Origin of the sequence: Acidiphilium acidophilum (genome assembly GCF_033842475.1) — a bacterium.
Lineage (GTDB): Bacteria > Pseudomonadota > Alphaproteobacteria > Acetobacterales > Acetobacteraceae > Acidiphilium > Acidiphilium acidophilum.
In genome coordinates this window covers 49,256-74,718 of the sequence record NZ_JAWXYB010000001.1, presented here as the reverse complement: position 1 = coordinate 74,718, position 25,463 = coordinate 49,256, and the positions used below count along the sequence as shown (strand labels likewise).

At 59.6% G+C, this 25,463-nt stretch carries 31 protein-coding genes and 1 pseudogene; 13 read left to right on the top strand and 19 right to left on the bottom strand.

Annotation, left to right across the window (positions count from 1 at the left end; translation table 11 throughout):
* Positions 1–25: 25 nt before the first annotated feature.
* From SIL87_RS00410 to SIL87_RS00400, 3 genes are all read left to right on the top strand, one after another.
* The gene (locus SIL87_RS00410; protein ID WP_319612363.1) at positions 26–712 is read left to right on the top strand and encodes an SCO family protein; all 687 of its coding nucleotides are present in this window, start codon (positions 26–28) and stop codon (positions 710–712) included.
* Positions 709–1,269 (top strand): TlpA family protein disulfide reductase, encoded by a 561-nt coding sequence (locus SIL87_RS00405; RefSeq protein ID WP_319612362.1) that lies wholly within the window; start codon positions 709–711, stop codon positions 1,267–1,269. The genes SIL87_RS00410 and SIL87_RS00405 overlap by 4 nt, the downstream gene beginning before the upstream one ends.
* Before the next feature lie 264 nt (positions 1,270–1,533).
* The gene (locus SIL87_RS00400; RefSeq protein ID WP_319612361.1) at positions 1,534–2,148 is read left to right on the top strand and encodes a DsbA family protein; all 615 of its coding nucleotides are present in this window, start codon (positions 1,534–1,536) and stop codon (positions 2,146–2,148) included.
* A 293-nt stretch (positions 2,149–2,441) separates the two neighbouring features.
* Here the strand turns inward: SIL87_RS00400 and SIL87_RS00395 are convergent.
* From SIL87_RS00395 to SIL87_RS00380, 4 genes and pseudogenes are all read right to left on the bottom strand, one after another.
* Positions 2,442–2,633, bottom strand: a pseudogene (locus SIL87_RS00395) (integrase core domain-containing protein); the annotation flags it as partial.
* A gap of 43 nt (positions 2,634–2,676) precedes the next feature.
* The gene (locus SIL87_RS00390) at positions 2,677–3,858 is read right to left on the bottom strand and encodes an IS256 family transposase (RefSeq protein ID WP_319612316.1); all 1,182 of its coding nucleotides are present in this window, start codon (positions 3,856–3,858) and stop codon (positions 2,677–2,679) included.
* A complete protein-coding gene (locus tag SIL87_RS00385) occupies positions 3,810–4,625 on the bottom strand; it encodes an IS3 family transposase (RefSeq protein WP_319612360.1) in 816 nt (271 codons plus the stop codon). Before SIL87_RS00385 ends, SIL87_RS00390 begins: the two co-directional genes overlap by 49 nt.
* On the bottom strand, positions 4,622–4,909 hold the full coding sequence (locus SIL87_RS00380; protein ID WP_319612359.1) for a transposase: 288 nt from the start codon (positions 4,907–4,909) through the stop codon (positions 4,622–4,624). Before SIL87_RS00380 ends, SIL87_RS00385 begins: the two co-directional genes overlap by 4 nt.
* A 415-nt stretch (positions 4,910–5,324) precedes the next feature.
* Here SIL87_RS00380 and SIL87_RS00375 point away from each other — a divergent pair, with 415 nt between their 5' ends.
* Positions 5,325–5,834, top strand: coding sequence for an IS630 family transposase (locus SIL87_RS00375; RefSeq protein WP_265638298.1), 510 nt, complete (start codon positions 5,325–5,327; stop codon positions 5,832–5,834).
* Between the two features lie 135 nt (positions 5,835–5,969).
* Positions 5,970–7,112 (top strand): IS110 family RNA-guided transposase, encoded by a 1,143-nt coding sequence (locus tag SIL87_RS00370; RefSeq protein WP_319612358.1) that lies wholly within the window; start codon positions 5,970–5,972, stop codon positions 7,110–7,112.
* A gap of 369 nt (positions 7,113–7,481) precedes the next feature.
* On the opposite strand, the gene SIL87_RS00365 is transcribed toward SIL87_RS00370, so the two are convergent.
* On the bottom strand, positions 7,482–8,663 hold the full coding sequence (locus tag SIL87_RS00365; protein WP_319612316.1) for an IS256 family transposase: 1,182 nt from the start codon (positions 8,661–8,663) through the stop codon (positions 7,482–7,484).
* Positions 8,664–8,767: 104 nt separating this feature from the next.
* On the opposite strand from SIL87_RS00365, the gene SIL87_RS00360 reads away from it, so the two are divergent.
* Positions 8,768–9,277, top strand: coding sequence for an IS630 family transposase (locus SIL87_RS00360; RefSeq protein ID WP_319612430.1), 510 nt, complete (start codon positions 8,768–8,770; stop codon positions 9,275–9,277).
* 66 nt (positions 9,278–9,343) lie between these two features.
* Entirely contained in the window at positions 9,344–9,976 is a 633-nt protein-coding gene (locus SIL87_RS00355; RefSeq protein WP_286705482.1) for a tyrosine-type recombinase/integrase, read from the top strand.
* 185 nt (positions 9,977–10,161) lie between these two features.
* On the opposite strand, the gene SIL87_RS00350 is transcribed toward SIL87_RS00355, so the two are convergent.
* The gene (locus tag SIL87_RS00350) at positions 10,162–11,439 is read right to left on the bottom strand and encodes a type II toxin-antitoxin system HipA family toxin (protein WP_319612357.1); all 1,278 of its coding nucleotides are present in this window, start codon (positions 11,437–11,439) and stop codon (positions 10,162–10,164) included.
* Positions 11,429–11,770 (bottom strand): helix-turn-helix domain-containing protein, encoded by a 342-nt coding sequence (locus SIL87_RS00345; protein ID WP_265638022.1) that lies wholly within the window; start codon positions 11,768–11,770, stop codon positions 11,429–11,431. The genes SIL87_RS00350 and SIL87_RS00345 overlap by 11 nt, the downstream gene beginning before the upstream one ends.
* A gap of 427 nt (positions 11,771–12,197) precedes the next feature.
* Here SIL87_RS00345 and SIL87_RS00340 point away from each other — a divergent pair, with 427 nt between their 5' ends.
* Positions 12,198–12,518, top strand: coding sequence for a hypothetical protein (locus SIL87_RS00340; protein ID WP_319612356.1), 321 nt, complete (start codon positions 12,198–12,200; stop codon positions 12,516–12,518).
* A gap of 41 nt (positions 12,519–12,559) precedes the next feature.
* Here SIL87_RS00340 and SIL87_RS00335 read toward each other — a convergent pair whose 3' ends face one another.
* Positions 12,560–12,964, bottom strand: coding sequence for a MerR family transcriptional regulator (locus tag SIL87_RS00335; protein ID WP_319612355.1), 405 nt, complete (start codon positions 12,962–12,964; stop codon positions 12,560–12,562).
* A gap of 134 nt (positions 12,965–13,098) precedes the next feature.
* Here SIL87_RS00335 and SIL87_RS00330 point away from each other — a divergent pair, with 134 nt between their 5' ends.
* Entirely contained in the window at positions 13,099–13,332 is a 234-nt protein-coding gene (locus SIL87_RS00330; RefSeq protein WP_319612354.1) for a cation transporter, read from the top strand.
* Positions 13,333–13,445: 113 nt separating this feature from the next.
* Here SIL87_RS00330 and SIL87_RS00325 read toward each other — a convergent pair whose 3' ends face one another.
* The 4 genes from SIL87_RS00325 to SIL87_RS00310 all read right to left on the bottom strand — a co-directional run bounded on the left by SIL87_RS00325 (position 13,446) and on the right by SIL87_RS00310 (position 17,203).
* Complete coding sequence (locus tag SIL87_RS00325; protein ID WP_319612353.1) at positions 13,446–14,399, bottom strand: AAA family ATPase; 954 nt, start codon at positions 14,397–14,399, stop codon at positions 13,446–13,448.
* Positions 14,396–15,241 carry an ExeA family protein gene (locus SIL87_RS00320; RefSeq protein ID WP_319612352.1) on the bottom strand — a complete coding sequence of 282 codons (846 nt, stop codon included), beginning with the start codon at positions 15,239–15,241 and terminating at the stop codon, positions 14,396–14,398. The genes SIL87_RS00325 and SIL87_RS00320 overlap by 4 nt, the downstream gene beginning before the upstream one ends.
* Positions 15,238–16,692 (bottom strand): DDE-type integrase/transposase/recombinase, encoded by a 1,455-nt coding sequence (locus tag SIL87_RS00315; RefSeq protein ID WP_319612351.1) that lies wholly within the window; start codon positions 16,690–16,692, stop codon positions 15,238–15,240. Before SIL87_RS00315 ends, SIL87_RS00320 begins: the two co-directional genes overlap by 4 nt.
* Positions 16,693–16,780: 88 nt before the next feature.
* Positions 16,781–17,203, bottom strand: coding sequence for a hypothetical protein (locus tag SIL87_RS00310; protein WP_319612350.1), 423 nt, complete (start codon positions 17,201–17,203; stop codon positions 16,781–16,783).
* A 191-nt stretch (positions 17,204–17,394) separates the two neighbouring features.
* On the opposite strand from SIL87_RS00310, the gene SIL87_RS00305 reads away from it, so the two are divergent.
* The 3 genes from SIL87_RS00305 to SIL87_RS00295 all read left to right on the top strand — a co-directional run bounded on the left by SIL87_RS00305 (position 17,395) and on the right by SIL87_RS00295 (position 19,555).
* On the top strand, positions 17,395–17,847 hold the full coding sequence (locus SIL87_RS00305) for an SEC-C metal-binding domain-containing protein (RefSeq protein ID WP_319612349.1): 453 nt from the start codon (positions 17,395–17,397) through the stop codon (positions 17,845–17,847).
* Positions 17,848–17,977: 130 nt separating this feature from the next.
* Positions 17,978–18,553 (top strand): cation transporter, encoded by a 576-nt coding sequence (locus tag SIL87_RS00300; RefSeq protein WP_319612429.1) that lies wholly within the window; start codon positions 17,978–17,980, stop codon positions 18,551–18,553.
* A 3-nt stretch (positions 18,554–18,556) separates the two neighbouring features.
* Positions 18,557–19,555: a cation diffusion facilitator family transporter gene (locus SIL87_RS00295; protein WP_319612348.1), complete on the top strand. Its 999-nt coding sequence runs from the start codon at positions 18,557–18,559 to the stop codon at positions 19,553–19,555.
* A gap of 99 nt (positions 19,556–19,654) precedes the next feature.
* On the opposite strand, the gene SIL87_RS00290 is transcribed toward SIL87_RS00295, so the two are convergent.
* Both SIL87_RS00290 and SIL87_RS00285 read right to left on the bottom strand, forming a co-directional pair.
* The gene (locus SIL87_RS00290; RefSeq protein ID WP_319612347.1) at positions 19,655–20,239 is read right to left on the bottom strand and encodes a cation transporter; all 585 of its coding nucleotides are present in this window, start codon (positions 20,237–20,239) and stop codon (positions 19,655–19,657) included.
* Positions 20,240–20,377: 138 nt separating this feature from the next.
* Complete coding sequence (locus tag SIL87_RS00285; RefSeq protein ID WP_319612346.1) at positions 20,378–21,124, bottom strand: hypothetical protein; 747 nt, start codon at positions 21,122–21,124, stop codon at positions 20,378–20,380.
* Between the two features lie 215 nt (positions 21,125–21,339).
* Between SIL87_RS00285 and SIL87_RS00280 the strand changes: the two genes are divergently transcribed.
* Positions 21,340–22,521: an IS256 family transposase gene (locus SIL87_RS00280; protein ID WP_319612316.1), complete on the top strand. Its 1,182-nt coding sequence runs from the start codon at positions 21,340–21,342 to the stop codon at positions 22,519–22,521.
* Here SIL87_RS00280 and SIL87_RS00275 read toward each other — a convergent pair.
* The 5 genes from SIL87_RS00275 to SIL87_RS00255 form a co-directional block, all read right to left on the bottom strand.
* Positions 22,496–22,927 (bottom strand): hypothetical protein, encoded by a 432-nt coding sequence (locus tag SIL87_RS00275; protein WP_319612345.1) that lies wholly within the window; start codon positions 22,925–22,927, stop codon positions 22,496–22,498. The two genes, SIL87_RS00280 and SIL87_RS00275, sit on opposite strands and share 26 nt — an antisense overlap.
* A gap of 15 nt (positions 22,928–22,942) precedes the next feature.
* A complete protein-coding gene (locus SIL87_RS00270; protein WP_319612344.1) occupies positions 22,943–23,218 on the bottom strand; it encodes a metal-sensing transcriptional repressor in 276 nt (91 codons plus the stop codon).
* 154 nt (positions 23,219–23,372) lie between these two features.
* A complete protein-coding gene (locus SIL87_RS00265; RefSeq protein ID WP_265638017.1) occupies positions 23,373–23,894 on the bottom strand; it encodes a GNAT family N-acetyltransferase in 522 nt (173 codons plus the stop codon).
* Positions 23,891–24,166 (bottom strand): type II toxin-antitoxin system TacA family antitoxin, encoded by a 276-nt coding sequence (locus SIL87_RS00260; RefSeq protein ID WP_265638015.1) that lies wholly within the window; start codon positions 24,164–24,166, stop codon positions 23,891–23,893. Before SIL87_RS00260 ends, SIL87_RS00265 begins: the two co-directional genes overlap by 4 nt.
* A gap of 381 nt (positions 24,167–24,547) precedes the next feature.
* Complete coding sequence (locus SIL87_RS00255) at positions 24,548–25,462, bottom strand: hypothetical protein (protein WP_319612343.1); 915 nt, start codon at positions 25,460–25,462, stop codon at positions 24,548–24,550.
* Position 25,463: the final 1 nt, after the last annotated feature.

Below are 25,463 nucleotides of genomic sequence, written 5' to 3'. Positions count from 1 at the left end.
CAACGCCAAATGATCAGGCAGCACTATGAACGTCTTCAAGGGTAAACGGATCGGTCGGCGCATTGCGCTTGGCGCGGCGACTGGCTTCGGTGCAGCATTGACCGCCATCGCCATCGATTCCGGTATTATCGGGGTGAAGGACAATACGCTTGAGGCGCGTTTGCTCGGCGGGAACAGACCGCACGGTCGGCTGGCAACCACCACCGATTCCGCGATTCCGCCTGGTGCGCCAATCGGCGGCCCATTCATTCTGACCAACCAGTTCGGCCAGACCATGACCCAGGCGAACTTTCACGGGCGCTGGATGCTAATCTATTTCGGTTACACTCGCTGCCCGGATGAGTGCCCGCTTACCCTCGAAAAAATGGCGATCCTGATGAACGCTCTCGGGCCGCTTGCCAAACATGTTGCTCCCGTCTTTATCACGGTCGATCCCAATCACGACACGCCGCCAGTGCTGAGGACCTATCTGCTTAAGTTCAGCAACAAGATCATCGGTCTTACCGGCAAGGTGGCGAAAATCATCAAGGTCGCCAAGGAATACGACGCCTATTTCAACACAACAGACCACGAAGCGTCCGGCCAAAGCCTGATCAGTCATTCGACCTTTATCTATTTGATGTCTCCTGCCGGAAAATTCGAAAATCTGTTCCCCTTTTCCATCACGGTGCCACAGCTCATCCACGTCATGAAAAAGGCGATCTCCCAATGACCCTTTCATCATCCTCGCGGCGTGCCTTTCTTGCTCTTGCGGCTTCGGGCGCCGCGCTTGGACTGCCGCAATCCGGCTCGGCCGCCCGCCCTGAGGCCCCGCCCCTCTATATCACCACACCGAAGCCGTTCCCGGCATTCAAATTCTCCGACGCATCCGGTCACCCCCTCTCGCTCGCCGATTTCCACGGCAAATTCGTACTGCTGAACATCTGGGCGACTTGGTGCATCCCCTGCCGCAAGGAAATGACCACCTTGGATCAGTTGCAAGTGAAGCTTGGTGGTCCGCATTTCGAAGTGGTGCCGGTTTCGATTGATGCCGAGGGACTCGCAGCGGTCAGGAAATTCTATGCGGAGATCAAGATCGAGCGTCTCGGAATTTTTTTAGACCCGAGCGGCAGCGTGATGCAGATGCTCAACCTTGAAGGGGTTCCAACAAGTTTTTTGATCGACCCGAATGGCAAGCAGATTGGCCGTGAAACAGGCGCCGTCGTCTGGGACAGTCCTTCGGTGGTCAGCTTTCTGAACCACCAGATATCCAGGCACCCTCATGACTAACGAAAGGCGGCGCTCAATAGCTGCGTATCGACAAGAAATGGACGCTAGGTATCGATTGCCCGCCACACAGCGCGAATTGCTCGAACTATCCCTTCTGTCGGTCACCAAGGACGATCATAGGTCTAAAAAATCCAAGTGGGATAGCCCTGGGCTAAAGCCTCGCCGCTGCCACAATCGGCGGCTATAAGTTGGTATCCTGGGGTTGGCTGATTGCAAGAACGGCCCCGTATGGTGTATCTTAAACCACAATATATAGAGGCCCATATGCTTATTTCGCGTCGTAACACACTATCCCTAGTCGGTGCTGCCGCACTCGCACCGGTGACCAGCCTCGCGGCGGGACAACCCAACCCGATGGGTTTGCGCGCGATCGGCAATCCAAACGCCAACCTAAAAGTCATCGAATATTTTTCGATGGGTTGCCCACATTGCGCCGAGTTTGCAGCCCACACTTTGCCGAAAATCATTCCCGCTTATGTGAAAACCGGAAAATTATACTACATTTTTAGAGATTTTCCGCTGGATAGCGTGTCGATTATGGCCGCTGCAGTCGCCCGTTCGCTCCCTGAAAGTCGCTATGTCGCGTTCAACGCGATGCTGTTTTCTCACCAATATGAGTGGGCTTATGATCCCAAACTGAAAACGCTCCCCGAATATCAGAATGCCTTGTTCAAATTCGCAGCCTTGGCTGGCATGGATCGCGCTACCTTCAATGCGGCGGTAACCAGCGTGCCGTTGCAAAAATTCATCATTGGTGAGCGTAAGCGGGCCGAAAAAGTCTATCATGTCGATGCGACGCCAACTTTCATATTCAATGGGAAAAAATATCCAGGTGCGGTTGATTTCAAACAATTCTCTTCGATGATCGGGGAGGCATAGGGCTGCATTGGTCAATAACTGCTTTTGGCGGCCGCCGTTTGCCCATTGGGCGTCTCATGTGGTGAAAACGGCTGTCGCATAAATCAAGACTGAACTGGACCCTGCGGTGAGGACCAACGGCGAGTGGAATTAAGGTGGAAGTGGCGCCGTTCTGATTTCCATTTATGTCACGCTGCTTGTTGCTGTTGTGGCTGTGGGTATGTGGGCAACGCGTTAGCGTTGTCCAAGCTGGACCGAAGGACCAGCGTCATATCCACAGCCATCGGCGGCAGCGCGCCGATCATCTCTTCGCGCCAGACCTCCATCGGCACCCGATTGCTCAACGCCTGATGGGGGCGTTGATTATTGTAAAAGGCCATCCATTGAGAAATCCCGGCACGCGCCTCGCTCCCATCGGCATAGAACTTGATGTAGAGGTCCTCGTATTTCAACGATCGCCAGAGCCGCTCGATGAACACATTGTCCATCCAGCGTCCCTTGCCGTCCAGATTGAGCAACCTGATGTCTGGAAAATAGGGCGAGCGGGGGTCAGGCATCCTGGTAGTCCCACTTGATGTAGCCCTTGGTGTCGGCGGCCCATTTTTCATCGATTTCGACGAGGACGGCGCTGACGAGGCGTTCGAGGGAGGCTTCGTTGGGGAAGACCCTGATTTTGGTGGTGCGGCGTTTGAGTTCCTGCTGGATGCCGCGTTCCATGGGGTTGGAAGTGCGAAGCCGGCGCTGGTGGGGTTCTGGCAGTGTGAAGACGGTGAGGCCTTCGGGGATATTTCGTTCGAGCCAATCGGCGAGCTTTGGTGCGGTGTCGCGATAGGCATTGACGAGGGTTGTGAGAGCGATCTGGGCAGCGGCGAGGGAATTTGCGTTCCAGACGGTCCGGAGTTCTGCGCCGATGCGTTTGCGGATGGCGTGGTTGGGGGCGTGGTGGATGGCGTTTTGGGCGAGGTGGAACTGGCATCGTTGCCAGTGTGCGGCGCCGAAGACGGCGCGGCGTGCGGCGTGCAATCCGGCATGGTCATCGGAGACGATGAATTCGACGCCTCGCAGGCCACGCTGATGGAGGCTTTCGAGGAAGGCACGCCAATGGACTTCGGCCTCGGAAAGGGCGACCGAGACGCCGAGGACACGGCGGCGTTCATCGGGTCCGATGCCGATGGCCGAGAGCACGGCGGCATCGCGGACGACGCCATTATCGCGCATTTTTTCATATCTGGCGTCGAGGATGAGGTAGCGGATCTCGGCGAGGGGTCGGGTGCGCCAGGCGGCGAGTTCGTCATCGAGCAGCTTGCTGGCGCGGCTGACCTGAGCGGAGGAGAGGCTTTCGATGCCGAATTCGCGCATGACGGCCTCGACGTCGCGGGTGGAGACGCCTTTGATGTACATTTCGGCGACGGCGACCATGACGGCGCGGACCGAGCGTCGGCCGCGTTCGAGGGACTGTGGGTAGAAGGGTTCGCCCACGTGACCGGCGGTTTTGGGGACATCGACGGTGATCGACCCGGCCGGGGTATCGATCCGCTTGGGCTTGTAGCCATTGGCGTAACCCTGACGATCGGGGTTGCGCTCGTAGTGACTGGCGTGGAGGAAGCGTTCGCGCTCGATCTGCATGGCGAGTTCGAAGGTCCTGGCAAATACCGTGGCGATATCGCCTGCGCCGTTTTCGATCAGATGTTCCAAAAGTGCCTCGATAATCGTATCCTTTTTGGCGTCCATTCATCGGTCTCCATGTTGGTGTGAACAACTGCATGGAATACCAGAATGAACAGCCCTTGCCGGGGCATGCCCCGGCAAGGGCACCAACTCCCAACCCAAAATGAATTTCCAGACGTCAGGTTACACCACCTGCCGTCCATCGAGATCCGGATTCCCGCCGCGCTCAGCACACCGGTGAATTCCGCCGAGGTGAACTGCGCGCCTTGATCAGTATTGAAGATCTCCGGCTTGCCGAACCGCGCCAACGCATCTTCCAGCGCCGAGACGCAGAAGCTGACATCCATCGTGTTCGATACCCGCCAGGCCAGCACCGCACGGCTATACCAGTCCATGATCGCCACCAAATACAGAAACCCCCGGCCGATCGGCAAGTACGTGATATCGGCGCACCACACCTGATTTGGCCGGTCGATCTTCAGATCCCGCAGTAGATACGGATAGATTTTGTGACCCGCACCCGGCTTGCTGGTCCGCGGCTTGGGACCTAGCGGCACGATCCCCATCAGACGCATCAGCCGCCGCACCCGCTTGCGGTTCACGCGCAAGCCATCGGCCCTCAGCAGCGCCACCAGCCGTCGCGACCCCAGAAACGGGTGCCGCAGGAATAATTCATCAATCCGGCGCATCAGTTCGAGATCGTTGTCATTCGCCGGCCGGCGCGCTCGATACACTCCAGATCGGGCCACATGCAGCATTTCGCATTGCCGGCGGACCGATAGATCGGGATGGTGCCGGTCGAGCTTCGCTCTACGGTCCGGTGCGCTCATTTGCCGAACCTCTTTGCGAAAAAATCGTTCTCAATCGTCAGCTGTCCGATCTTCGCGTGCAGCTTCTCGATCGCCCGGCTCGAGGCCGCCTCGGCGTCCTGGCCGATCTTCGGATCAAACGCGCGCGCCGCATGCTCCTGCAACTGCTTCTTCCACGCGTAAATCTGGTTCGGGTGAACCTGATAGCGGGTCGCCAAATCGGCCACCGTCGCCTGCTCACGCAACGCTTCCAAGGCAATCTTCGCCTTCAACGCCGCATCAATCGTCCGTCTGGTTTTGCTCATAATTCGCTCCGTTTACCACGAAAGAGCGACGCCTCCTCCAATTAAGCCGGTGGTCCCATTTTCGGGGCCCAGTTCAGACTTCTGTAAACGCAGCGTGTCCAAAGAAAACCAATGGATTGCAGCCTTCAAAAGATATGACCGAAACGCGAAGTACACCATTCGGCTCTTTTTTTGTTTTCTTTCCGAGGTTTAATCCGACGGTACCCGGCAGATTATTCTGCCTCACCCGCAGCGAGTCTCTCGGATGAATATACGCTTGTCGACAAAGCGTTCTCCAAACCTGACCAGCCGGATTCGGCCAGCTTCCCAAGGTGGGCCTTATACCAACCGGCTAAACGGTTGACTCGCGGGGGATTCTCAAATTTTTGTGGCTGTGTTTGAATGATTTCTGTCGATTCGCGAGGACGGAGGGATCATGTCGCAGGCATTGGCGATCACCAATCATGATCATACGGCGGCCGATTTACGCCGTTTGATGTCGCGCCAGCGCGACGGCGATGTGGTTCGCCGGCTTTCGGCATTGGCGCTGGTGCTTGAGGGCAAATCGCGTGCGGAGGCAGCTGCGTTGAGCGGCATGCAGCGTCAGATATTGCGCGACTGGGTGCGTCGCTACAATGCCGAAGGGGTGAGTGGCTTAACGTCACGGGTAGGTTCGGGGCGTCGACCGGAGCTGAGCGAGGCGCAAATGCAGGAGTTGAAGGCCTTGGTGATCAAGGGCCCTGATCCAGAGACCGACAAGGTTGTGCGCTGGCGCTGCGTTGATCTGAAGGCGCTGGTGGCGCGGCGGTTTTCGGTGGAAGTGCATGAGCGCACGATCGGCAAGTGGTTACGCCAACTGGGCCTGACCCGGCTACAGCCGCGCCCTTTCCACCCAAAGAAAGATGCGGCGGCGCAGGAGACTTTTAAAAAAACTTCGCCAGCCTGAGCTGCGATGCGCTGCCAGCCTCGGCGGCCGGCAAATCAATCGAGGTGTGGTTTCAGATGCTATGAGGGCGGTGGCGCCAAGTGTTTTGTGCATAATGGCAGGCATCCGCAACCACTGAGAGAGGAGTCTGTTGTCATGTCGTTCAATAATACTATTCGTATCGCTATCGAACTCAGCGTCTCGTCTTGGCTTGTTGCCGTGCGGACGCCTGGTGGTAGCGAGAAGGCGCGTCTGCATCGCATCGAAGGGGGCGAGAGCGCCGCACTCCTGGCGTTGATCACGTCGGTACGGACGCGAGAGTCGGCCAAATCGGGTCATAGTGACATCGGCGTTGCGTGTTGTTTTGAGGCAGGCCGGGACGGGTTCTGGCTGCACAGATTGCTGACGGCGCATGGTGTCGATGCCTACGTGCTCGAACCGACCAGCATCCTGGTCAACCGGCGCGCACGCCGCGCCAAGACCGATCGGCTTGATGCCGAAGGCATGCTTCGCGTGCTGGCGGCGTGGCTGGCGGGCGATCGGCAAGTATGCAGCATGGTGCGCGTTCCAACCCCCGAAGAGGAGGATGCCAAGCGTCCGCACCGAGAACGCGAACGTCTGGTCCAAGAAAAGCAGCGCATTGAAAATACCATCGAGGCATTGCTGTTTACCCAGGGCATACGGGGAAGACCGTCCCTGCGCTCCTGGGAACGCGACGTCGAGGCACTGCAAACTGCTGACGGCCGCCCGTTGCCACCTTTGCTGCGAGCCGAGATCGACCGCCTGCGGCGTCGGCTCGTTTTAGCTTTGGAGCAGATCAGGGAGGTAGAGGCTGAGCGGACTGCACGGCAGGCTGCGACGTTTGACGACACGATCGTCCAGAAAATATCGGCGTTACAACGCATCCGCGGCATTGGCGAAAACTTCTCCGCCGTGCTGGTGCGCGAGGTGCTCTACCGCCCGTTTGACAACCGCCGCCAGCTCGCCAGCTACGTCGGTATCGCACCGATGCCGTATCAAAGCGGCAGCATGGTTCGTGATCGACATATCGGACGTGCCGGCAATCCGCGCGCACGTACGACGCTGATCCAGCTTGCGTGGCTGTGGCTTCGCTACCAGCCGGGCAGCGCGCTCGCAGCTTGGTTCCGCGAGCGGGTCGGCACGCTGCAAGGGCGCACCCGGCGAATTGCGATCGTCGCAATGGCAAGAAAATTGTTGATCGCGCTCTGGCGTTACGTCGAAACCGGACTGCTGCCCGACGGCGTCGAGATCAAGGCCCAAGCAGACACTATGGCATAAGCTGACAGAATTGCCGTTGGTGGGATAACTGCCGACGGTAATGCGGGGTGCGCGACCGTCTTCTTCTTTGGTGGCCCCCAGCCACCGCGTTTCAGGTGGGTCGCGTCTCACCAGGGCTACGCCTCGTGAATGAGGCATTATGGTCACGGATCCGGTGTTGTTGGACCCGACCGCATGTAAGGTGACGCAGCATAGCTGCGAGATTAAAGATCGCCCTGGACCTGCGAACTACGTTGATGTTGAAAACCGGATTTAAGGAGTGCCATCTGCAAAATCACCATTGACAGCCAAACCCTCATGTAAGGACGAAGCGCGGGTCGGGCAGAAGGATTGAGCAACCTGATGTCTGGAAAATAGGGCGAGCGGGGGTCAGGCATCCTGGTAGTCCCACTTGATGTAGCCCTTGGTGTCGGCGGCCCATTTTTCATCGATTTCGACGAGGACGGCGCTGACGAGGCGTTCGAGGGAGGCTTCGTTGGGGAAGACCCTGATTTTGGTGGTGCGGCGTTTGAGTTCCTGCTGGATGCCGCGTTCCATGGGGTTGGAAGTGCGAAGCCGGCGCTGGTGGGGTTCTGGCAGTGTGAAGACGGTGAGGCCTTCGGGGATATTTCGTTCGAGCCAATCGGCGAGCTTTGGTGCGGTGTCGCGATAGGCATTGACGAGGGTTGTGAGAGCGATCTGGGCAGCGGCGAGGGAATTTGCGTTCCAGACGGTCCGGAGTTCTGCGCCGATGCGTTTGCGGATGGCGTGGTTGGGGGCGTGGTGGATGGCGTTTTGGGCGAGGTGGAACTGGCATCGTTGCCAGTGTGCGGCGCCGAAGACGGCGCGGCGTGCGGCGTGCAATCCGGCATGGTCATCGGAGACGATGAATTCGACGCCTCGCAGGCCACGCTGATGGAGGCTTTCGAGGAAGGCACGCCAATGGACTTCGGCCTCGGAAAGGGCGACCGAGACGCCGAGGACACGGCGGCGTTCATCGGGTCCGATGCCGATGGCCGAGAGCACGGCGGCATCGCGGACGACGCCATTATCGCGCATTTTTTCATATCTGGCGTCGAGGATGAGGTAGCGGATCTCGGCGAGGGGTCGGGTGCGCCAGGCGGCGAGTTCGTCATCGAGCAGCTTGCTGGCGCGGCTGACCTGAGCGGAGGAGAGGCTTTCGATGCCGAATTCGCGCATGACGGCCTCGACGTCGCGGGTGGAGACGCCTTTGATGTACATTTCGGCGACGGCGACCATGACGGCGCGGACCGAGCGTCGGCCGCGTTCGAGGGACTGTGGGTAGAAGGGTTCGCCCACGTGACCGGCGGTTTTGGGGACATCGACGGTGATCGACCCGGCCGGGGTATCGATCCGCTTGGGCTTGTAGCCATTGGCGTAACCCTGACGATCGGGGTTGCGCTCGTAGTGACTGGCGTGGAGGAAGCGTTCGCGCTCGATCTGCATGGCGAGTTCGAAGGTCCTGGCAAATACCGTGGCGATATCGCCTGCGCCGTTTTCGATCAGATGTTCCAAAAGTGCCTCGATAATCGTATCCTTTTTGGCGTCCATTCATCGGTCTCCATGTTGGTGTGAACAACTGCATGGAATACCAGAATGAACAGCCCTTGCCGGGGCATGCCCCGGCAAGGGCACCAACTCCCAACCCAAAATGAATTTCCAGACGTCAGGTTACACCACCGGCAGACTCGATCGAGTATGTCTGGGCCGAAACCGGCTCGCGGCCGGCGATGGTACGTGATACCCGCCATGATAGCCTGTATATCTTTGGGGCAATTTGTCCGGCGCGCGGGGTCGGTGCTGCCATCATCATGCCGAGCGTGAATACCGAGGCGATGAACGAACACCTCAAGGAAATCAGCACCCAAATCGCGGCCTCCGCCCACGCGATCCTGGTCTGCGACGGTGCTGGCTGGCACCAGCCAGGCGAACGCCTGATCGTGCCCGACAACATGACCCTGATACCACTACCGCCCTACGCCCCCGAACTCAATCCAATGGAAAATGTCTGGGATTATCTGCGCGGAAACAAGCTGAGCAGCCTCGTCTGGAACAGCTATCAGGACATGCGCAATGCAGCCAAAAACGCTTGGAACTTCCTCGTCAGCGATCCTGCAAAAATTACCTCAATCGGGACTAGAGATTGGGCACAGGTTACGCGTTAGGGCGGTTGGTATTAGCCTCTTTTCTTCTCAAACCGACCAATAACGGCCGGCGGAAAGGAGATCAAAATGGGACATTCAGAGTATGATCCTGGTAGCAAAGGCAAACGTCCATGGAACGCCGGCCGATTAGTTGGCGCTAAGCGGGGTTTGAAACTCCAGCAGGTATGGGCCATCAGGTTCTGGTTAAACAACGAGGGGCGATTACGTGACCGGGCTATGTTTGATCTGGCAATCGACAGCAAGCTGAGAGGCTGTGATGTTGTGAAAATGAAAATTGGCGACCTTGTGAGCGGTGGTCGGGTTCGTTCACGAGCGATTGTTGTTCAACAGAAGACTGGCAGGCCCGTCCAATTTGAGCTTCTGGAGCCTGCCAGGGCTAGCATTCTCGCTTGGCTTGAATGCCGCGGAGGAACACTGGATGACTTCGTGTTTCCCAGCAGAATCAATCACAACGACCATGTCAGCACGCGCCAATATGCTCGACTTGTTGATGAGTGGGTAACCGGGATTGGATTGCTAAGGCAGGACTATGGCACCCACTCGCTGCGTCGAACCAAGGCATCCATTATTTACAAACAAACCGGCAACCTGAGGGCTGTGCAGATTTTGCTCGGCCACACCAAACTTGAGAGCACGGTTCGATATCTGGGCGTCGATGTCGAGGATGCCCTCGCACTGGCAGAAGGCACAGAGGTCTAGGGATTTTAGGCTCCTTGATTTGAGCGTCGAGGAGCCGCCCTTCGCATTTGCGCGCATCCCGGTCATAGATCGGCAGAATTGCTACACCCGAAAGTCGCCGTCCCCGGGGACCTGCGCCTGGCTCATCGGCTCTCAGAGGGCCAACACTTGCTCATGCCGCTGCTGCTGATGATGATGATGATGCGTCAGTTTCCTGATTGGGTCTGGAACCCCGGATAGGCGAAAGCCCCCGCGATCAGCGCGCAATCAGTTTCGGTGACGCCGGTGCTGCGCGCGATCTCATACCAGCGATCCCGTACCTTGCGCGTCATCTCCATGATGATCGCCTCCGCAGCCTCACGGGTCAGCATGAAGCGACTGCATTGAGAGAGCAGGTTTTGCGCGTTGGCGAACCTGCCTTGGTCGCCGATCAGCAAGGCGAGATCGCGATGATCCTGGCTCACAGGTGATGTTGGCGTCAGGTCGTAGGCCGGCGACAAGCGCCAGCCGGTATGCTTGGCAATCATCGCGTGATTGCGCGGATGATCGTCTGCGTTGGAGATCAGGGCGTTGAAGCACATGCGCCTAAAGAGCTCTTGCGCGTCGGCGTCGGGACGCGCGCTGGCGCGGCGCAGCTCTTCGACCAACAGCACATACGACCAGCGACCGCGATTTCCCGGTGCATCATCGGTGCGCAGAAGTGTGAGGCCGCTGATCATGCGCGCGCGGTGGTAACCGCCGCCGGCGCGCTCCCGATCGAAGCGTTTCACCAGCAGCACGTCGCGGTCGCCGATGTTGTCGAGACGGCTTTCGGCGGTGCTGAGGCCGCACGCTCGGGCAAGCATCAGCATGGCATGCTCAATGCGCGCCATGTTCCAACGGTCGTCTTTGCGATTGAACTTCGCGATCCAGAGTCCGTCATCATCTTCGACGACGGCCTTTGGACGTGCGCCGCCCACCGACGTCCCGACCAACAACAGTTCTTCGACCTGCGCGGCTTCTACGCCTGTCTGCGGCACCTCGTCGGCGATGATGGCGTCCGCGATCGCCTGAAGCTTGGCGAGCTGAATCGTCCTGTTGAACGCGCGCAGCGGCGCTGGCGGCACTTGGTTCAAACCAAAGCCGAGCGCCCCCGCCCTGTCGTCAGGGGAGTGGAGTAGATAATCGAGTTCGCCCAGCTGCGGCTTGCCGGCATGGCGCTCGATCACGCGCCGCCCCCAATAGTCGGGGCCCGCATCGCGGAGCGCGCCAAAAACGCCGCCCAATGCTACCGTCTCATAGGTACGATCGGAGAGCTTAAGTTCGCCGGGGTCAAAGGCGACGGCGTCCTGCCGTGCGAGATAGCTACGGCCATAGACGAAGCGGCCGAGGATCAGGCCGCTGCGTTGACGCTCTTGAACAAACCGGCCCGCAGTCAGCGGCTCGGTCGCGCCGGGCAGCGTGATGTAGACAAAGCATTCGGTGGCGGTTCCGTCAGAAGTCATTGTCGAGTCCGCCTGTCTGGCGGGCGCGAATGCGCGTTTGACGCTTTGCCAACGCGATTCCTTCGACGTCGTGCGAAGGGTCAGCAACGGTATCCAGATCTCGGATCAAATCGAACGCCCACAGCAGCGCGGCATAGACGGCGACGCTCGTCGAGGGTTTGCCCTTTTCGGCGTCGCCAACGGCGCGCGAGCCCGCGCCGATCTTCTTGCCGACTTCGGCAACGGTGAGGTTACGGCGGAGCCTAGCCGTGCGTAGGCGCTGCCCAAGGCGCACGAGGGAATCCTCCACGGCAAAGGGCGGAGACGCCAGAAGTGGGTTGCGAGCGGTCATACTTCCTCAAGGGCGCATTATGCCGTTTAATTAGCTCTTGAGAGCCTATAGGAAATTGAGTCGAAGTGCAAGTACTGTGCTTCTTGAGAGCATATTAAGGTCGATAATATCCCCTTACGAGCTATTAAAAACCGTCAATGGTGCTTCAGTGGAGATTGGTTTATAGCAATTCGTCCTTGCTTGCGTACAATGCGCTCAACCCGGCCGTTATGGCAAGCTGTGCCATTTCTCTAAAGCAGCCGTTCGTTAGTGCAGCGGCAAACGCTCGGGATAGTTGGAAACCTATCAGGCTTCCAGGCTTAAGAAGCTCTTTATCGACGGGGTCTCTAGCCAAGAATCGGATTTTTGCCGATCCGATGACCACCTCGATTAACTGAACGCACATTTTTTCGACGATTGACAGGACCAGATTCTGCCTGCCCTGCTCATGCTTACCCTTGCCGCCTTTTTGGAATCCGGCGGGGACGCTCTTATTCGCAAAGGGCTTGGCGTGAGCGGAATGCCGCGCGGGCTTTGGTTTGTTGCGGGTGCGGTGACGCTGTTTGTTTATGGCGTCGTGGTCAATCTTCCCGGTTGGGATTTCGGCCGCTTGCTTGGTGTATATGTGGCGTTATTCTTTGTGGCGGCCCAGGCCATCTCATATTTTGCCTTTGGCCAAGCGCCTACGGTGCCGATTTTAGTTGGTGGCGCTTTTATCGTGATCGGCGGCCTCATCATGACGTTTTGGCAACAGGCCGCAGCAGGCTAATCAATACGGTGTCCACCAAGCGAATGCCTTTGCTGTGACGATCAGTCTGGCGATAACGCCTCGATGATCCTGCATTCAGCGACCGTGCCGTGCCTGCATTGCCCAACAATCTGTCGCAACTCGTTCCCCAACGCGATCAAATCCGTGATTTTACGATCCACTTCGGCCAGGTGACTGCGGGCGATGATGTCGATTTGCGCGCAAGATTGGTCTTTTTGATCAGCCAGACGCAACAATTCGCGTACCTGATCCAATGAAAACCCGAGATCGCGTGCCCGGCGCACGAAGCTCAACCGCGCCAGATGTTCGGCTCGGTAGGCGCGATAATTTCCTGCAGTGCGTGAGGGTTCGGGGAGTAGGCCCGCTTTCTCGTAGTACCGGACCGTCTCAACCTTGGTGTCGGTCGCGCGCGCCAGATCGCCGATGCTCAAATTGTCATGATCCATGGTCTTGACCCTGTAGCTGCTACAGGGTGCATACACCATTTTTCACTGCTTCGTCGAGGATGAGCATGTCTAAAAGCTGTTGCGCGCCTGCTACGGCCACGCCCGTCCTGGACCCGGGATGGCGGCGCGTTCTCTTGATCGCGTTGATCGTCAATGGCGGGTTTTTTGCTGGCGAGATCGTCGCCGGGGCCGCGGCGGGGTCGGCAGCTTTGCAGGCGGACGCGCTCGATTTTCTTGGCGATTTCGCCAATTACGCCATCAGCCTGGGTGTTGCCGGAATGGCGCTCGTGAGCAGGATCACGTTGTTTGATGGTCCTCCGGTCGCGAAATCTTATGGACTTCCGGGTTCCACTTCCCGTGTTCTGTAGGGGGGCCGGGAAGCGGGAAGCGGAAGTATGCATTGGTGATGCGGGGCCTGGTTGGCGCGGTGGTTGAGGTTTGCCGTGCCTTAATCGCGGTTGATGCCCTGGCGGGACTGGGGTCAGTTTTTGGTGAGGCGGTATCCGTCGGGGGATTTGATGACGCAGCCGTTGTCGATCATCGCGGTGAGGCGCTGATAGAGGGTGGCGGCGCGGATGCGGCAGCGGGCGCGGAGATCGGTGAACGGCTGGGGCTGGCCGGTTTCGGCGAGGGCGGCGGTGATGCGATCGTCGAGGGATTTTGGTGTGGCATTGTCGGGTGATGGTTCGCTCGCGTGAATGGGTTCGAGTGCCAAGGCAGTCTCGTGCTGGTTCAGTTCGAGTGTGATGCTGGGCATGGCGGGCGCGGCGCGATGCTCTGGGGTGAGGATGATGCGATCGTCGCCATCGCGGCGGAGATAGAGGTTGGAATCGCCCCAGGCGTGGAACTCGGATGATCCGCGCAGGGCCTGACCGGCGCGGAGTGTCCCGGCGCCTTTTTTTGCATGGTGGACGACAGCGACGGCGATAGCATGGTGCCGCTGCATGTCGCGCAGGAAGGCGAGCAGGGGTGCGACTTCGCCGCTGACGTTCTCATCGATGCGGTGCAGGCGCACGAACGGATCGAGCACGAGGAGCCGCGGTTTCAGCCTGGCGATGGTGTCGGCGAGACGCGCGCGGTCGTCTTCGAGATCGAGGCGCAGGCTGGGTGCGGTGATCACCTGAACATCGAGTGCGGCGAGTTGGGTACCGGCGGCCGCACAGATGCTTTCGAGGCGCTGGCGGACAATGTGAAGCGCGTCCTCGGCGGGGTAGAGCAGGACGCGGCCGGGGCGTGTCACGGCGAAGCGGCGCAGACAAGGGACGCCCGCGGCGACGGCGACGGCCAGATCGAGGGCGAGGAAAGATTTGCAGCATTTGGGTTCCCCGCCGATGATGCCGACGGCTTCTTCGGCCCACAGTCCCTCGACGAGCCAGCGGTGCTGCTCGGGGCGGTCGGTGAGGTGGTAGGCTGGCTGGACCGGAAGCGGGGTCATCGCCGTTGGCGGGCGGTCGCCTTGGTTGTGTTTGGCGTGGGTATGGCGAAGGTTTCGAAGAACAGCGTCTCGTCGATCTGACGCGCCTCGCGCTGTGCAGCGGCGTCCAGCAGGTCGGCCGCCATGATCATCAGGGTTCGTAGATTGCCTTGGGCGTGATCGCAGATCGTCGCGATCACTTCCGGGGTCATCAGGGTGGGGGCGCCGGCCTGGCGGATGGCAAGCTGCAGGGTCTCCTGCAGATCCTGGGGGGTGGCGCGTTCGATTGCCAGGCGGACACGCATGCGGCTGGCGAGAGGGAGGAACTCCTCGGAGCGCAGGCGTTCGGCGAGCCGTCCGTCGCCGGCCAGGACGATGGTCAGGAGGATGTGGGAATCGAGGTCAGCTGAGGCGAGGAGGCGGAGTTCAGCGAGGACGGCGGGCTGCATCTCCTGGGCTTCATCGACCAGCAGTACCGGCCTGGAGAGGGTCGTCTGGATATGAGCCTGCCAGCGTTGGCGCAGGATTTTAGCGCCACCCCAGCGATTATGCGGGCGCAACTCGACGCCGAACAACTCGCCCATCTCGCGGTAGAAATCGGCGATGTTGGCCTGAGGCCGGCTGATCACGCCGACGGTCACGTCGCGCAATGTTGCCAGCGACGCGGCCAGGATCCGCAAGGCGGCCGATTTGCCGGAACCCGGCGCACCGGTGACCAGGGCGAAGCCGCCTTCGCCGGCAAGATGCTGGACGCGCCAACAGAACGACTCCAGACGAGGCGAGACATGCAGAGCCTCGGTCGGCACGTTGGGCGTGAACGGGTTCCACTTGAGACCGTACAGTGCGAGCAGTTTGTTGTTCACGCGTCGTCTCCTTCGTCTTTGTGGAGATAGGCTGGGGGCAATCCGGTTGCCGCTTGCCGCTTGATCATGTCGGCCAGCAACGGCGCGATCCCGCGGGCCGGCGGCGCGACCGGGTCAGCGCTGACAGGCTGCAAACCGCGGCGCAGACCGTTGGCGTTGGCGGCCTTGTCCTGGGGGAACAGCCTGCAGAGCACGGTGCCGGTTTGCGGATCGACGAGGTGAACCAAGGTAAGATCCCAGGCGGCGAAGCGGACCTCCAATGTGGTGAGGTGCCGATATTGGTTCGGCACTTCGAACCGGCGGCCTTCGATGACGATCGTGCCATCGCTCCTTCGCAAGGTCCGCTGCTCGCTGCGGGTGAACGCCAGTCTCAGAGTTGCGGCATCCGGGCATGGTCGTGTCACGGTGGGGCCGGCGAGAAAGCGCGCCAGGGGGGTGGCGTCGATCTCGCTGTGGTGCTTGCGATTGTAGTCGTAGTCTACCCAGGCCTGGGTCGCCTCGTTGAGCCGGGCCAGGGTGAGGTCATTGACACCTTCGAGCATGGCCATCAGCCGACCCTCGACCGATCCCCAGAGGACCTCCTGCTTGCCGTTCATGTAGGGGCTGTAGGGCAGCGTGGTCTGATGAACCACGCCGAGCCGGGCGAGACCTTCGGTGATCTCGGTCGCCGTCATCGCCGCGCCGTTGTCACTCATGGCCGAGCGGGGCATGCCGCGCTTCTGCATGGCCTGCGACAGACCGTGGGCAATGACCTCCGCGCTCTCGGACAGATACCATTGCAGGTGGCAGGCCAACCGCGAGCGGTCATCGAGCACGCCGAACAGGATCGGCGTTCGCCACTCCCCTCGCGGTGTCAGCACCTTGCGCGAACCGGAATGACAATCCCAGTGCCAGGTCCCGTTCACATACTCGCACTCATAGCTGCGGACCTCCCGGGCATCGAGCCTGGCTGCGGCAGCCAGGGCACCGGCGGTCTGGCGCGCCGTCATCGGGGACCGCTTGGTCATGCCGTGGGTCGTCAGGAAGCGCCGGACCGTGGCGTAGGAGGGCACCGGGCGCAGTTCTGACCGGGTCTCGGCCAGGGCGACGAGGTTGTCGTGATGCAACCGCACACTCCAGCTCTTGTGGGCTTGATATTGAGCTCGCAAGGCTTCGCGGAGCTCATCAGTCATCGACGCCTGCTGACCGGCGTCCTCGCGGCGTTTGCGCCGCAGCACACCCACCGGGTCTTGGCGCTCATTCCGGCCGATGTAGAACCAGCGCTCGATCGTCGAGACACCAAAGCGAACCGGTTCACCGGTACTCGGATGCCGCCATTCACGGGCCGCCAGTTGCTTCAGGGCCGCGCGTAGCGCGCCCGCCTCCGGCGGTGCGGCCAACAAGTGACCGATCACCGAGAACCGCAGTTGCGCCCAGCGATCCTGAACACGCGATCTGCCTCGTTCCGTCACGTCCGCCCTCCAAAACAATCAGCGGGCCTACGGTAAGCACCTCGCCGATCGTCGGCGACGTGCATCTTCTGCGGGTCGGCGACGCCCGTCAGAAAGCGCGCATCGCCGAGGCTCCGCCGGTCAACGGCCCCAGGAACCGAAGCAGGGAGACGAGCTGTTGTTCGATGCCGCCGCGAAAACGAGCGAGCACCGAGGCTGGCAGAGTTGCGGTGTCGACCGGAGGCATGAAGGCTGCCGCGGCAATCGGGCGGAACGCGCTCTCCTCGGACGTGAATGTCGAGAGCCACCAGACGCGCCAGCGCGCGACCGTCCGCCGATCGATCCCGAGCGTGGCTGACAATTGCCGCAGGCGGGTGGCGGTGGGCCCATGGCACATCGCCGAAATCAACGTCACCACTGTGGCGAGATAAACCTTACGACCCAGAAAGCGCAGCGATGCCGGGGTGGTTCGCTTGCGACAACCGTCGATCGCGCAGCAGAAGCTGAAGCGTTGGCCGAACGCCTCACTCAAACCTGGGGGACCACCGCGCGGTTTGCGCTGAAATTGCGCCGAATGAAGGACGCCACCGCATGTCGTGCATCCTGACGCCCGGGCGGCCGCCGCGATATCGCGATCAAACAGGAGCAACTGTTCATGAAACTTGGCATCAGCCAGCACTGCTTGATACAAGGGGCACCATCCTTTGAATTGAAATTGGCGGGATGACCAAAGTCGGACGCAATAATCTCTGTCCCTGCGGCAGCGGCAAGAAATACAAGCGCTGCTGCATGGCTCAAGATGAGGCAACCGCCCGTGAGGCCCGCGCGCGCGCCGCAAGCGCCGCAGTGTCGCCCCTCTCGGCCCATCTCTGCGAGGACTGCAACCACGATCTGGATGATGCCGCCAATGCGGTGTTTGCTTTGATCGAGGCGAAGCAATTCGATGAGGCTGAACGGGGCGCCCACGACGTTCTGGCACGCTTCCCCAACGTCCACGACGGCTACGAGTGCCTGGGCCGGCTGCATCAGGCCAAGGGGGACCATCGCCAGGCGATCGAGTGTTACCGCAAAGTCATCGCGTTCGCCCTCGAGGAACCGCAGTACTACGACCCGGAATTCGTCGATCACTTCCAGGCACTGATCGCCCACATCGAAACTCAGGCATCCAGCGGCTGATCCTTCCGGCCCACCCCTGCCCAGCATCGCCGGGTGCTCGGCAGCGTCAAGGCATCCACGCCTGCGGCGCGGAGCCTCCTTGACCCTGCCTGCGCTCCCGGCGGTAGCAAATGCAGGTCGGCGCCGAGGAATGGTCTTTCAGTCTTACCAAGGAATGAATGGAAGGAAGGAATTCCCTACCCACAGATTATCCACGATCCGCGAGGTCGCCTCTCGGCCAAACCTCAAATACCGTGATCAAATACCGCCGAAAACCCATCGCTTTGCATGCTCAGGCTCACTCGCTTGGCGTTCCCGCGCTGCCCTGGCGAAAGGCTGGACCATGCTGGCATTCGCGGCATGGGTGCTCGCGAACACGGTCTGGCACGCTTACGCCGGGACATTACCGAGCGCCGTCGTTATGGGGGGCGTAGGTTTCGCGGCTCTCCTTGCGAATGGCGGTGTCGCGTTGATGCTGTGGCGTTACCGCGGCGGTGACGCGAACCGGCGCTCGGCCTGGATATGTTCGCGCAATGACGCCATCGGAAATCTGATCGTCCTACTCGCCGCGGCCGGCGTGTTCGGCACCCATACCGATTGGCCGGATATTATTGTTGCCGCTGTCATGGGGGCGCTAGGCCTGCAAGGCGGCTGGCAGATACTTCGCCAAGCGCGCGCCGAACTGCGCCTTAACCCTTCACCGCGCCCCATCCCAGCTGGAGAATAGCCTATGTCCGCACATCAGCACGCCACCGTCGGCAACCAAGACGGCCACGATGATCACGATGATCATGATGACCATGATGACCATAAGGGGCATGACCATCACGGGCATGGACACCAGCACACCCCGGCAAATTTCGGGAAGGCGTTCGCGATCGGCATCGTGCTCAACCTCGCTTACGTGGTTGGCGAGGCGTTTTACGGCATCGTGGCGCATTCGCTGGCACTGCTGGCTGATGCCGGGCATAACCTTGGCGATGTGCTTGGCTTGGCCAGTGCGTGGCTGGCCTCCATCTTGGCACGGCGGCGCCCCAGCACGCGCTATACGTATGGGTTGCGCCGATCCTCCATTCTCGCTGCCCTCAGCAATGCGATTGTGCTGCTGATCGTAACCGGCGGGATAGCCTGGGAGGGCCTGCGCCGGCTGATCGAACCAGAACCATCCGGCGGCTCCATTATTATGGCGGTCGCGGCGATTGGCATCATGATCAACGGCGCCACTGCCTTGCTGTTCATGGCGGGCCGCAAGGACGACCTGAATATCAAGGGGGCGTTCATGCACATGGCGTCTGATGCGTTTGTTGCCTTGGGCGTGGTGGTCGCCGGTGCCGTGATCTATTTTACGGGCTGGCTGTGGGTCGATCCGGCCATTAGCCTTGTCGTCAGCGCGATTATCGTGGTCGGCACCTGGTCACTGCTGCGTGATTCCATGAACCTCGCTTTGGACGCCGTACCGCCCGGCGTGAATGCGGCAAAAGTCGAGGCCTTTTTACGTGGGTTGCCCGGCGTGGCCGACATCCACGATCTCCATATTTGGGGCATGAGCACAACTGAGACAGCGCTCACCGCGCATCTGGTCAGGCCAGGCGCGGGGCTGGATGACGGGCTGTTGCATGAGGCGGCCGAGGAATTGAAAGAGCATTACGGAATCAGCCATGCGACGTTCCAGGTTGAAGATGGCACCGGCGCACATGCCTGCGCGCTGCACTCCAACGAAACGGTTTGACATAGACGCGCGCCATAAAGAAATGGCTCTCACGAAATAAGTCTGAGGAGACTATTTTATGAACACGCAAGCCTTGTTTTGCACCGCATAAATCAAGATTTATGCGGCGCCATGCTTCCAAGCGGCGCGGCCTTCCGTCACCCCGTAATACACGATGACCAAGCCAGCCAGAGGATCGGCCCACCACCATCCCGCGAGGGCATTGAGGCCGACACCTACCAGTACAGCAGCAGCGAGAGCGGCATCGATTACGGTGACGCGCGCTTCCGTAGTGAGCACCGGATTGCCAAGCTGGCGACCAGTCGTCAGCTTACCCCACGCCAGTAACAACATGATGACGCACGTCACCGCGAGCCAGACGATGCCAAACAGCGAAGGTTTTGGATGGCTGCCGGTCAGCAGTACCCACCCCGATTGCACAAAGACGTATATTGCCAGCGCGATGAATGCAGCACCGATAAGTTTTAGCGCCAAGCCTTCCCGGCTTCGTTCAACGCCTTTGAGCTGCCAAACGACGACAACGGACGCAAAAATTTCGATGGCACTATCAAGCCCGAAACCGACAAGGGCTGTTGACCCTGCTTTTTCAGCCGTGATCAGCATTACGGGTGTGCCCACGACATTCCAGCCGAGGGTTATGTATTCGAGCCAGAGGCCACGTTGAAGCAATGAAGCGATTCGCATACCGCACATTAGCGCAGCCACACAGGCATCGCGAGCCAAGAGTCATGCAAAAATCAAGACTTTCGAGTCCTCATAAGTTATCGTCGAACTGGTATCGTATCGTTATTTTTGATGTTGGAACGAACCTCTGCCCCCCTATCACACTACAGGGAAAATCCAGAATACGACGCCGACGATGGCGATAAACACGCCGCTGATGACTTCGCCATAGCGTTCAACCGGCCCGAGACTCACGCGCTGCAGGCCGGCGGCCGAATAGACGCACAGAAGCACGTAGGTCACGATTGTGCTGATGCCAAAGACGACTGCCATAAGCGCGATCACCGCAATGCCGAAGCGGCCTGCGGCGAAGAACGCCGGAATCCCTTCGACCATTGGCGAGGACCCAAGGATTAGAAGCAGCGCCATCCGCGTGCCGGTTTTATGCTTGTGCTGATGTACCGGCGGCGTGGTTTCTGTCGCGGCCGTGATGTCGTGGGTGGTCGCGGCCTCATGATCATGCTGATGCTTATGGACGACGCTGCCGTGCCGGTGCGGGTGTGCATGGCGAGACAGAACAGCAACGCCTTCCAGCGGGGCGTAGAGTTTGTCTTCATCGTGATCGTCATGGCCATGATCGTGTCCATGGCCACCATGTTCATGCTCGGTAAAATGGACGGTATAGGTATGGTCATGCTCGCCGTGACCGAGTGTGACAGCTACCTCGAATCCGTGTGGCTCGGGAATTTCGTCGAGGGATTCCCAATATTTTCCGCGATTGGTGAAGGTGAAAGACTGGCGCTTGCCCCCTTCGCGGATTGTCTCAGCCCTCACCCAATCGACAGCAAGGCCAGTGAACCGGAAATGCGGCGGGATACCGTCCTCGAATATTGACAGCATGGCCACCCCGTGCCCTGTGTCGATGCTTTGCAGTTCCGGCCCATGGATGCCGTCGGCGGAATGGCCGTGATCGTCATGCCCTCCGTGGCTAGGTGGTGTAACCTGACGTCTGGAAATTCATTTTGGGTTGGGAGTTGGTGCCCTTGCCGGGGCATGCCCCGGCAAGGGCTGTTCATTCTGGTATTCCATGCAGTTGTTCACACCAACATGGAGACCGATGAATGGACGCCAAAAAGGATACGATTATCGAGGCACTTTTGGAACATCTGATCGAAAACGGCGCAGGCGATATCGCCACGGTATTTGCCAGGACCTTCGAACTCGCCATGCAGATCGAGCGCGAACGCTTCCTCCACGCCAGTCACTACGAGCGCAACCCCGATCGTCAGGGTTACGCCAATGGCTACAAGCCCAAGCGGATCGATACCCCGGCCGGGTCGATCACCGTCGATGTCCCCAAAACCGCCGGTCACGTGGGCGAACCCTTCTACCCACAGTCCCTCGAACGCGGCCGACGCTCGGTCCGCGCCGTCATGGTCGCCGTCGCCGAAATGTACATCAAAGGCGTCTCCACCCGCGACGTCGAGGCCGTCATGCGCGAATTCGGCATCGAAAGCCTCTCCTCCGCTCAGGTCAGCCGCGCCAGCAAGCTGCTCGATGACGAACTCGCCGCCTGGCGCACCCGACCCCTCGCCGAGATCCGCTACCTCATCCTCGACGCCAGATATGAAAAAATGCGCGATAATGGCGTCGTCCGCGATGCCGCCGTGCTCTCGGCCATCGGCATCGGACCCGATGAACGCCGCCGTGTCCTCGGCGTCTCGGTCGCCCTTTCCGAGGCCGAAGTCCATTGGCGTGCCTTCCTCGAAAGCCTCCATCAGCGTGGCCTGCGAGGCGTCGAATTCATCGTCTCCGATGACCATGCCGGATTGCACGCCGCACGCCGCGCCGTCTTCGGCGCCGCACACTGGCAACGATGCCAGTTCCACCTCGCCCAAAACGCCATCCACCACGCCCCCAACCACGCCATCCGCAAACGCATCGGCGCAGAACTCCGGACCGTCTGGAACGCAAATTCCCTCGCCGCTGCCCAGATCGCTCTCACAACCCTCGTCAATGCCTATCGCGACACCGCACCAAAGCTCGCCGATTGGCTCGAACGAAATATCCCCGAAGGCCTCACCGTCTTCACACTGCCAGAACCCCACCAGCGCCGGCTTCGCACTTCCAACCCCATGGAACGCGGCATCCAGCAGGAACTCAAACGCCGCACCACCAAAATCAGGGTCTTCCCCAACGAAGCCTCCCTCGAACGCCTCGTCAGCGCCGTCCTCGTCGAAATCGATGAAAAATGGGCCGCCGACACCAAGGGCTACATCAAGTGGGACTACCAGGATGCCTGACCCCCGCTCGCCCTATTTTCCAGACATCAGGTTGCTCAATCCCGTGGCTATGCCCAAAAATGCCGCCATGGCTGTGACCGTGGCCTTTGCCGCCTTGCAGCTCGCGCCATGATGAGATGGCAATCCAGCCGCCAAAGCCGGTCAGGAGAAGGCTGGCGACGGTATCGACCCAATGGCCGAAGCGGGTGGCGAACGCGACGCCGGCGCCCCAGACCACAAGGGCGATGATGAGAGTCGTGACAACGTGGCCGGTTCCAGCCGTCAAAGCCGCTTTTGCGGTTTCCATCTTCGTCCAGCCGCGCTGGCGCGACATGAGCGTGATCGGCACCCAATGGTCAGGTACAGCAGTATGCAACACGCCGACGACACCAACAGTTAAGACGAGCAGGAGAGCATCTGCATTCATGATGGACTTCCTTCGTTACAGATAGCGAGTGATGGCTTTGAAATCTTCGACAGGCTTGCCGCCTTTTTTGGCGGCTGGATTCAGCGCCGCCTCGATGCAGTTATCGAGGTGGTCGTGAATGAGGGTTTTTTTCGCTTCGTGAATCGCGCTTTCGACAGCGTGTAATTGCTGCGCGAGGTCGAGGCAGGGGCGGCCTTCCTCGATCATGCTGATGACTTTCACTAGGTGCCCGCTGGCGCGGCGCAGGCGCTGGAGGATTTCAGAGTGTGAGGTGTGCAGTTCTGTTGTCATGACTATATCCTATCCCCCTGGAGAGGATATTACCAGAAGCTCTAGCAAGCATTCGAAAATCAAGGCTTTCGATAGCTCCCAAAAACCTAGCCCGACTAAAGGGTTCCGGCTTGCAAAAGATAAGCCCGCAATTCCTCACTAGGCCGCAGCCGTCTTATCTCGCCCGTCCAAGCGCATCGGCGGCAACCGCAAGCGGCAGAACGAGCGATAGCGGCGCGTCCTCCAGGCGAAGCGCGCCATAGGATTCATACCATCTGGCGGCACGGTCGCCTTTTGCGTCGATCAGCAGGGCAACGCCGCCGACATCCTGCGCTACACGAATGCAGCGGTCAGCGGCACGAAGCAGCAGAGCGCCGCCCAGCCCCCGGCCCTGCACGCTGTTATCGACTGCCAGGCGGCCGAGCCGAAACACCGGCACGTCATAGCGCCCAAGGCCCTTTTTCGCGAGCGTGGGCGTGCGGGCATATTCAAGCGAGGCGGGGCTGAGCGTGTAAAAACCGAGGATGCGCGCCGGCGTGTCGGCTGGGGCAGCGACAAAGCACTTGGCACCGCCGCTTTCGTGGTTTTGCCGGGCAAATTTCCGCACATAGAGATTAAGGTCGGCATCTCCGCAATCGAAACCCGCGCGATTATGCTGCTTAGTAATCGCCGCTTCCTCCCAGACAAGGGCAGTCATCGGAGCGTGAGGCCAGCCTTTGCAACCCGCACAAGACGATCTGGCGCGGCGGGCGGGTTTTCGAGAAGGGCAAGAACGCGCATCGAGTCGCGCTCGGAGAGCGTGAGTCGTTCGGCTTCGGCGACTTCCGCCGCAGCCTTCGGCAGCACGGCGCCAAGAATATAGCCGGTCAGGTCAAGCCGTCGGAGCGACGCGGCGCGTGTGAGCGTCGCCTTGTCTTCGGGCCGGAGCCGCAATTCGACGCGACCGGTTTCAGTGTGAGGGCGTGGCATGAGAACTCCTTACTTTCTCTAACTCTAGTATACGGAATGAAGCCGTACAACAAGCTTTGTACCGGTCACAATCTTTTATGTGATAATGTCCTCTATCATCCGTGCAAAAATCGATACGTCCGAGATTTCGAAGACTTTCTGTTTTTGGAATATGTCGCGCTTATCCGAAAATCTGCGACGGACCATTTTGATTTAAGTGAAATTACGATGGTATCCTCTCGTCGACCTTCCTCGACCCCCCTCGCCTTGAGCCGTCCTCGCCACAACCGCAGGTCTGCTGAATTCAGGCCCGCGTGCATTGCTAATGCGAATTGAGCCATCATCCCCGAAGGGTAAGGGTCATCCCGGTGAACCGCTGACGTCGATCTAAAAACATTTCGGTCAAGAATTTTTGTTTTTCTTCTTGGCCTTCCTGCGCCGGCGCTTTTTGTCCTTGCCTTCATCCGCCAGCTTTGTCGCTTTCGGAATGGGTACGACACCTGCAGCCACCCGCCGCGATCCCAGAGTATGATGCAGTCGAAACAAATCGATGCCCGTGATCTCCGAGATCTGTTTCGACGTATATTCCCCGATCAGAGGCCATAATTTCTTTGCTTCGGCCATCGCCGGTTCCTCTGTTGTAAAGGACCTAAAAGGGCGATAGGGCGAGTTGACTTCCCGAGTCTTAAAACGAACGACTATGCGATCGGCCGGCGGCTTTATCGGCGGATCTGGATAGTTAAGGATCAACCGGTCATCGGGTTCAGGTAAACCCACATAGGCGCGTTGGGTCAGGATCGAGAGATCAGACTTCCATTTGATCTTCTCCAGACTCTCATGGAGCTTTTTTTGTTCCGCCGCATAGATCTCGAGTTGTTCATGGGTGATGCCCCGGAAGGTCCGCATCTGATAATCTCTCGGATCCAGAGGATGAAGCGGCCGGTCGAACTTGCGTAGGCTCGCAATGTGACACTGCTTACAAAGGCACATCAGCCGACGCAGCGTTCGTATTTTCCGCCGTTTGTCATAGACCCACCGATCGAATGGCCGATGAAAATTAGTCCTGCCACACACCTCACATTTGAACCCGGCGCGACGAACCACAAATCGTTTCAAGTCAAAGAATACACACGGCACCAGCAAATCAAAGAGAAGTGGCAGGTCCGGCCCGTGCGGTTCATACCCGAGGAGATTGCCGCCCAGATTGCGATCCTCGCCGACGATCGGCGTATGAAGTTCATCTTCGGTCCACAGTATGTGGCCCGCGACGAAAGATCTCCGCAGAGTTACCAGTTTCGGCGATTTACCTTTTTGCATT

Coding starts and splice junctions, on each gene's coding strand:
- SIL87_RS00300 (WP_319612429.1), top strand. CDS start 17,978: ATGGTCTTTCAGTCTTACCAAGGAATGAATGGAAGGAAGGAATTCCCT.
- SIL87_RS00410 (WP_319612363.1), top strand. CDS start 26: ATGAACGTCTTCAAGGGTAAACGGATCGGTCGGCGCATTGCGCTTGGC.
- SIL87_RS00385 (WP_319612360.1), bottom strand. CDS start 4,625: ATGAGCGCACCGGACCGTAGAGCGAAGCTCGACCGGCACCATCCCGAT.
- SIL87_RS00350 (WP_319612357.1), bottom strand. CDS start 11,439: ATGACTTCTGACGGAACCGCCACCGAATGCTTTGTCTACATCACGCTG.
- SIL87_RS00260 (WP_265638015.1), bottom strand. CDS start 24,166: ATGCCACGCCCTCACACTGAAACCGGTCGCGTCGAATTGCGGCTCCGG.
- SIL87_RS00400 (WP_319612361.1), top strand. CDS start 1,534: ATGCTTATTTCGCGTCGTAACACACTATCCCTAGTCGGTGCTGCCGCA.
- SIL87_RS00325 (WP_319612353.1), bottom strand. CDS start 14,399: ATGACCCCGCTTCCGGTCCAGCCAGCCTACCACCTCACCGACCGCCCC.
- SIL87_RS00355 (WP_286705482.1), top strand. CDS start 9,344: ATGGGACATTCAGAGTATGATCCTGGTAGCAAAGGCAAACGTCCATGG.
- SIL87_RS00280 (WP_319612316.1), top strand. CDS start 21,340: ATGGACGCCAAAAAGGATACGATTATCGAGGCACTTTTGGAACATCTG.
- SIL87_RS00335 (WP_319612355.1), bottom strand. CDS start 12,964: ATGGATCATGACAATTTGAGCATCGGCGATCTGGCGCGCGCGACCGAC.
- SIL87_RS00365 (WP_319612316.1), bottom strand. CDS start 8,663: ATGGACGCCAAAAAGGATACGATTATCGAGGCACTTTTGGAACATCTG.
- SIL87_RS00380 (WP_319612359.1), bottom strand. CDS start 4,909: ATGAGCAAAACCAGACGGACGATTGATGCGGCGTTGAAGGCGAAGATT.
- SIL87_RS00295 (WP_319612348.1), top strand. CDS start 18,557: ATGTCCGCACATCAGCACGCCACCGTCGGCAACCAAGACGGCCACGAT.
- SIL87_RS00405 (WP_319612362.1), top strand. CDS start 709: ATGACCCTTTCATCATCCTCGCGGCGTGCCTTTCTTGCTCTTGCGGCT.
- SIL87_RS00265 (WP_265638017.1), bottom strand. CDS start 23,894: ATGACTGCCCTTGTCTGGGAGGAAGCGGCGATTACTAAGCAGCATAAT.
- SIL87_RS00370 (WP_319612358.1), top strand. CDS start 5,970: ATGTCGTTCAATAATACTATTCGTATCGCTATCGAACTCAGCGTCTCG.
- SIL87_RS00345 (WP_265638022.1), bottom strand. CDS start 11,770: ATGACCGCTCGCAACCCACTTCTGGCGTCTCCGCCCTTTGCCGTGGAG.
- SIL87_RS00290 (WP_319612347.1), bottom strand. CDS start 20,239: ATGCGAATCGCTTCATTGCTTCAACGTGGCCTCTGGCTCGAATACATA.
- SIL87_RS00275 (WP_319612345.1), bottom strand. CDS start 22,927: ATGAATGCAGATGCTCTCCTGCTCGTCTTAACTGTTGGTGTCGTCGGC.
- SIL87_RS00390 (WP_319612316.1), bottom strand. CDS start 3,858: ATGGACGCCAAAAAGGATACGATTATCGAGGCACTTTTGGAACATCTG.
- SIL87_RS00375 (WP_265638298.1), top strand. CDS start 5,325: ATGTCGCAGGCATTGGCGATCACCAATCATGATCATACGGCGGCCGAT.
- SIL87_RS00255 (WP_319612343.1), bottom strand. CDS start 25,462: ATGCAAAAAGGTAAATCGCCGAAACTGGTAACTCTGCGGAGATCTTTC.
- SIL87_RS00305 (WP_319612349.1), top strand. CDS start 17,395: ATGACCAAAGTCGGACGCAATAATCTCTGTCCCTGCGGCAGCGGCAAG.
- SIL87_RS00340 (WP_319612356.1), top strand. CDS start 12,198: ATGCTTACCCTTGCCGCCTTTTTGGAATCCGGCGGGGACGCTCTTATT.
- SIL87_RS00270 (WP_319612344.1), bottom strand. CDS start 23,218: ATGACAACAGAACTGCACACCTCACACTCTGAAATCCTCCAGCGCCTG.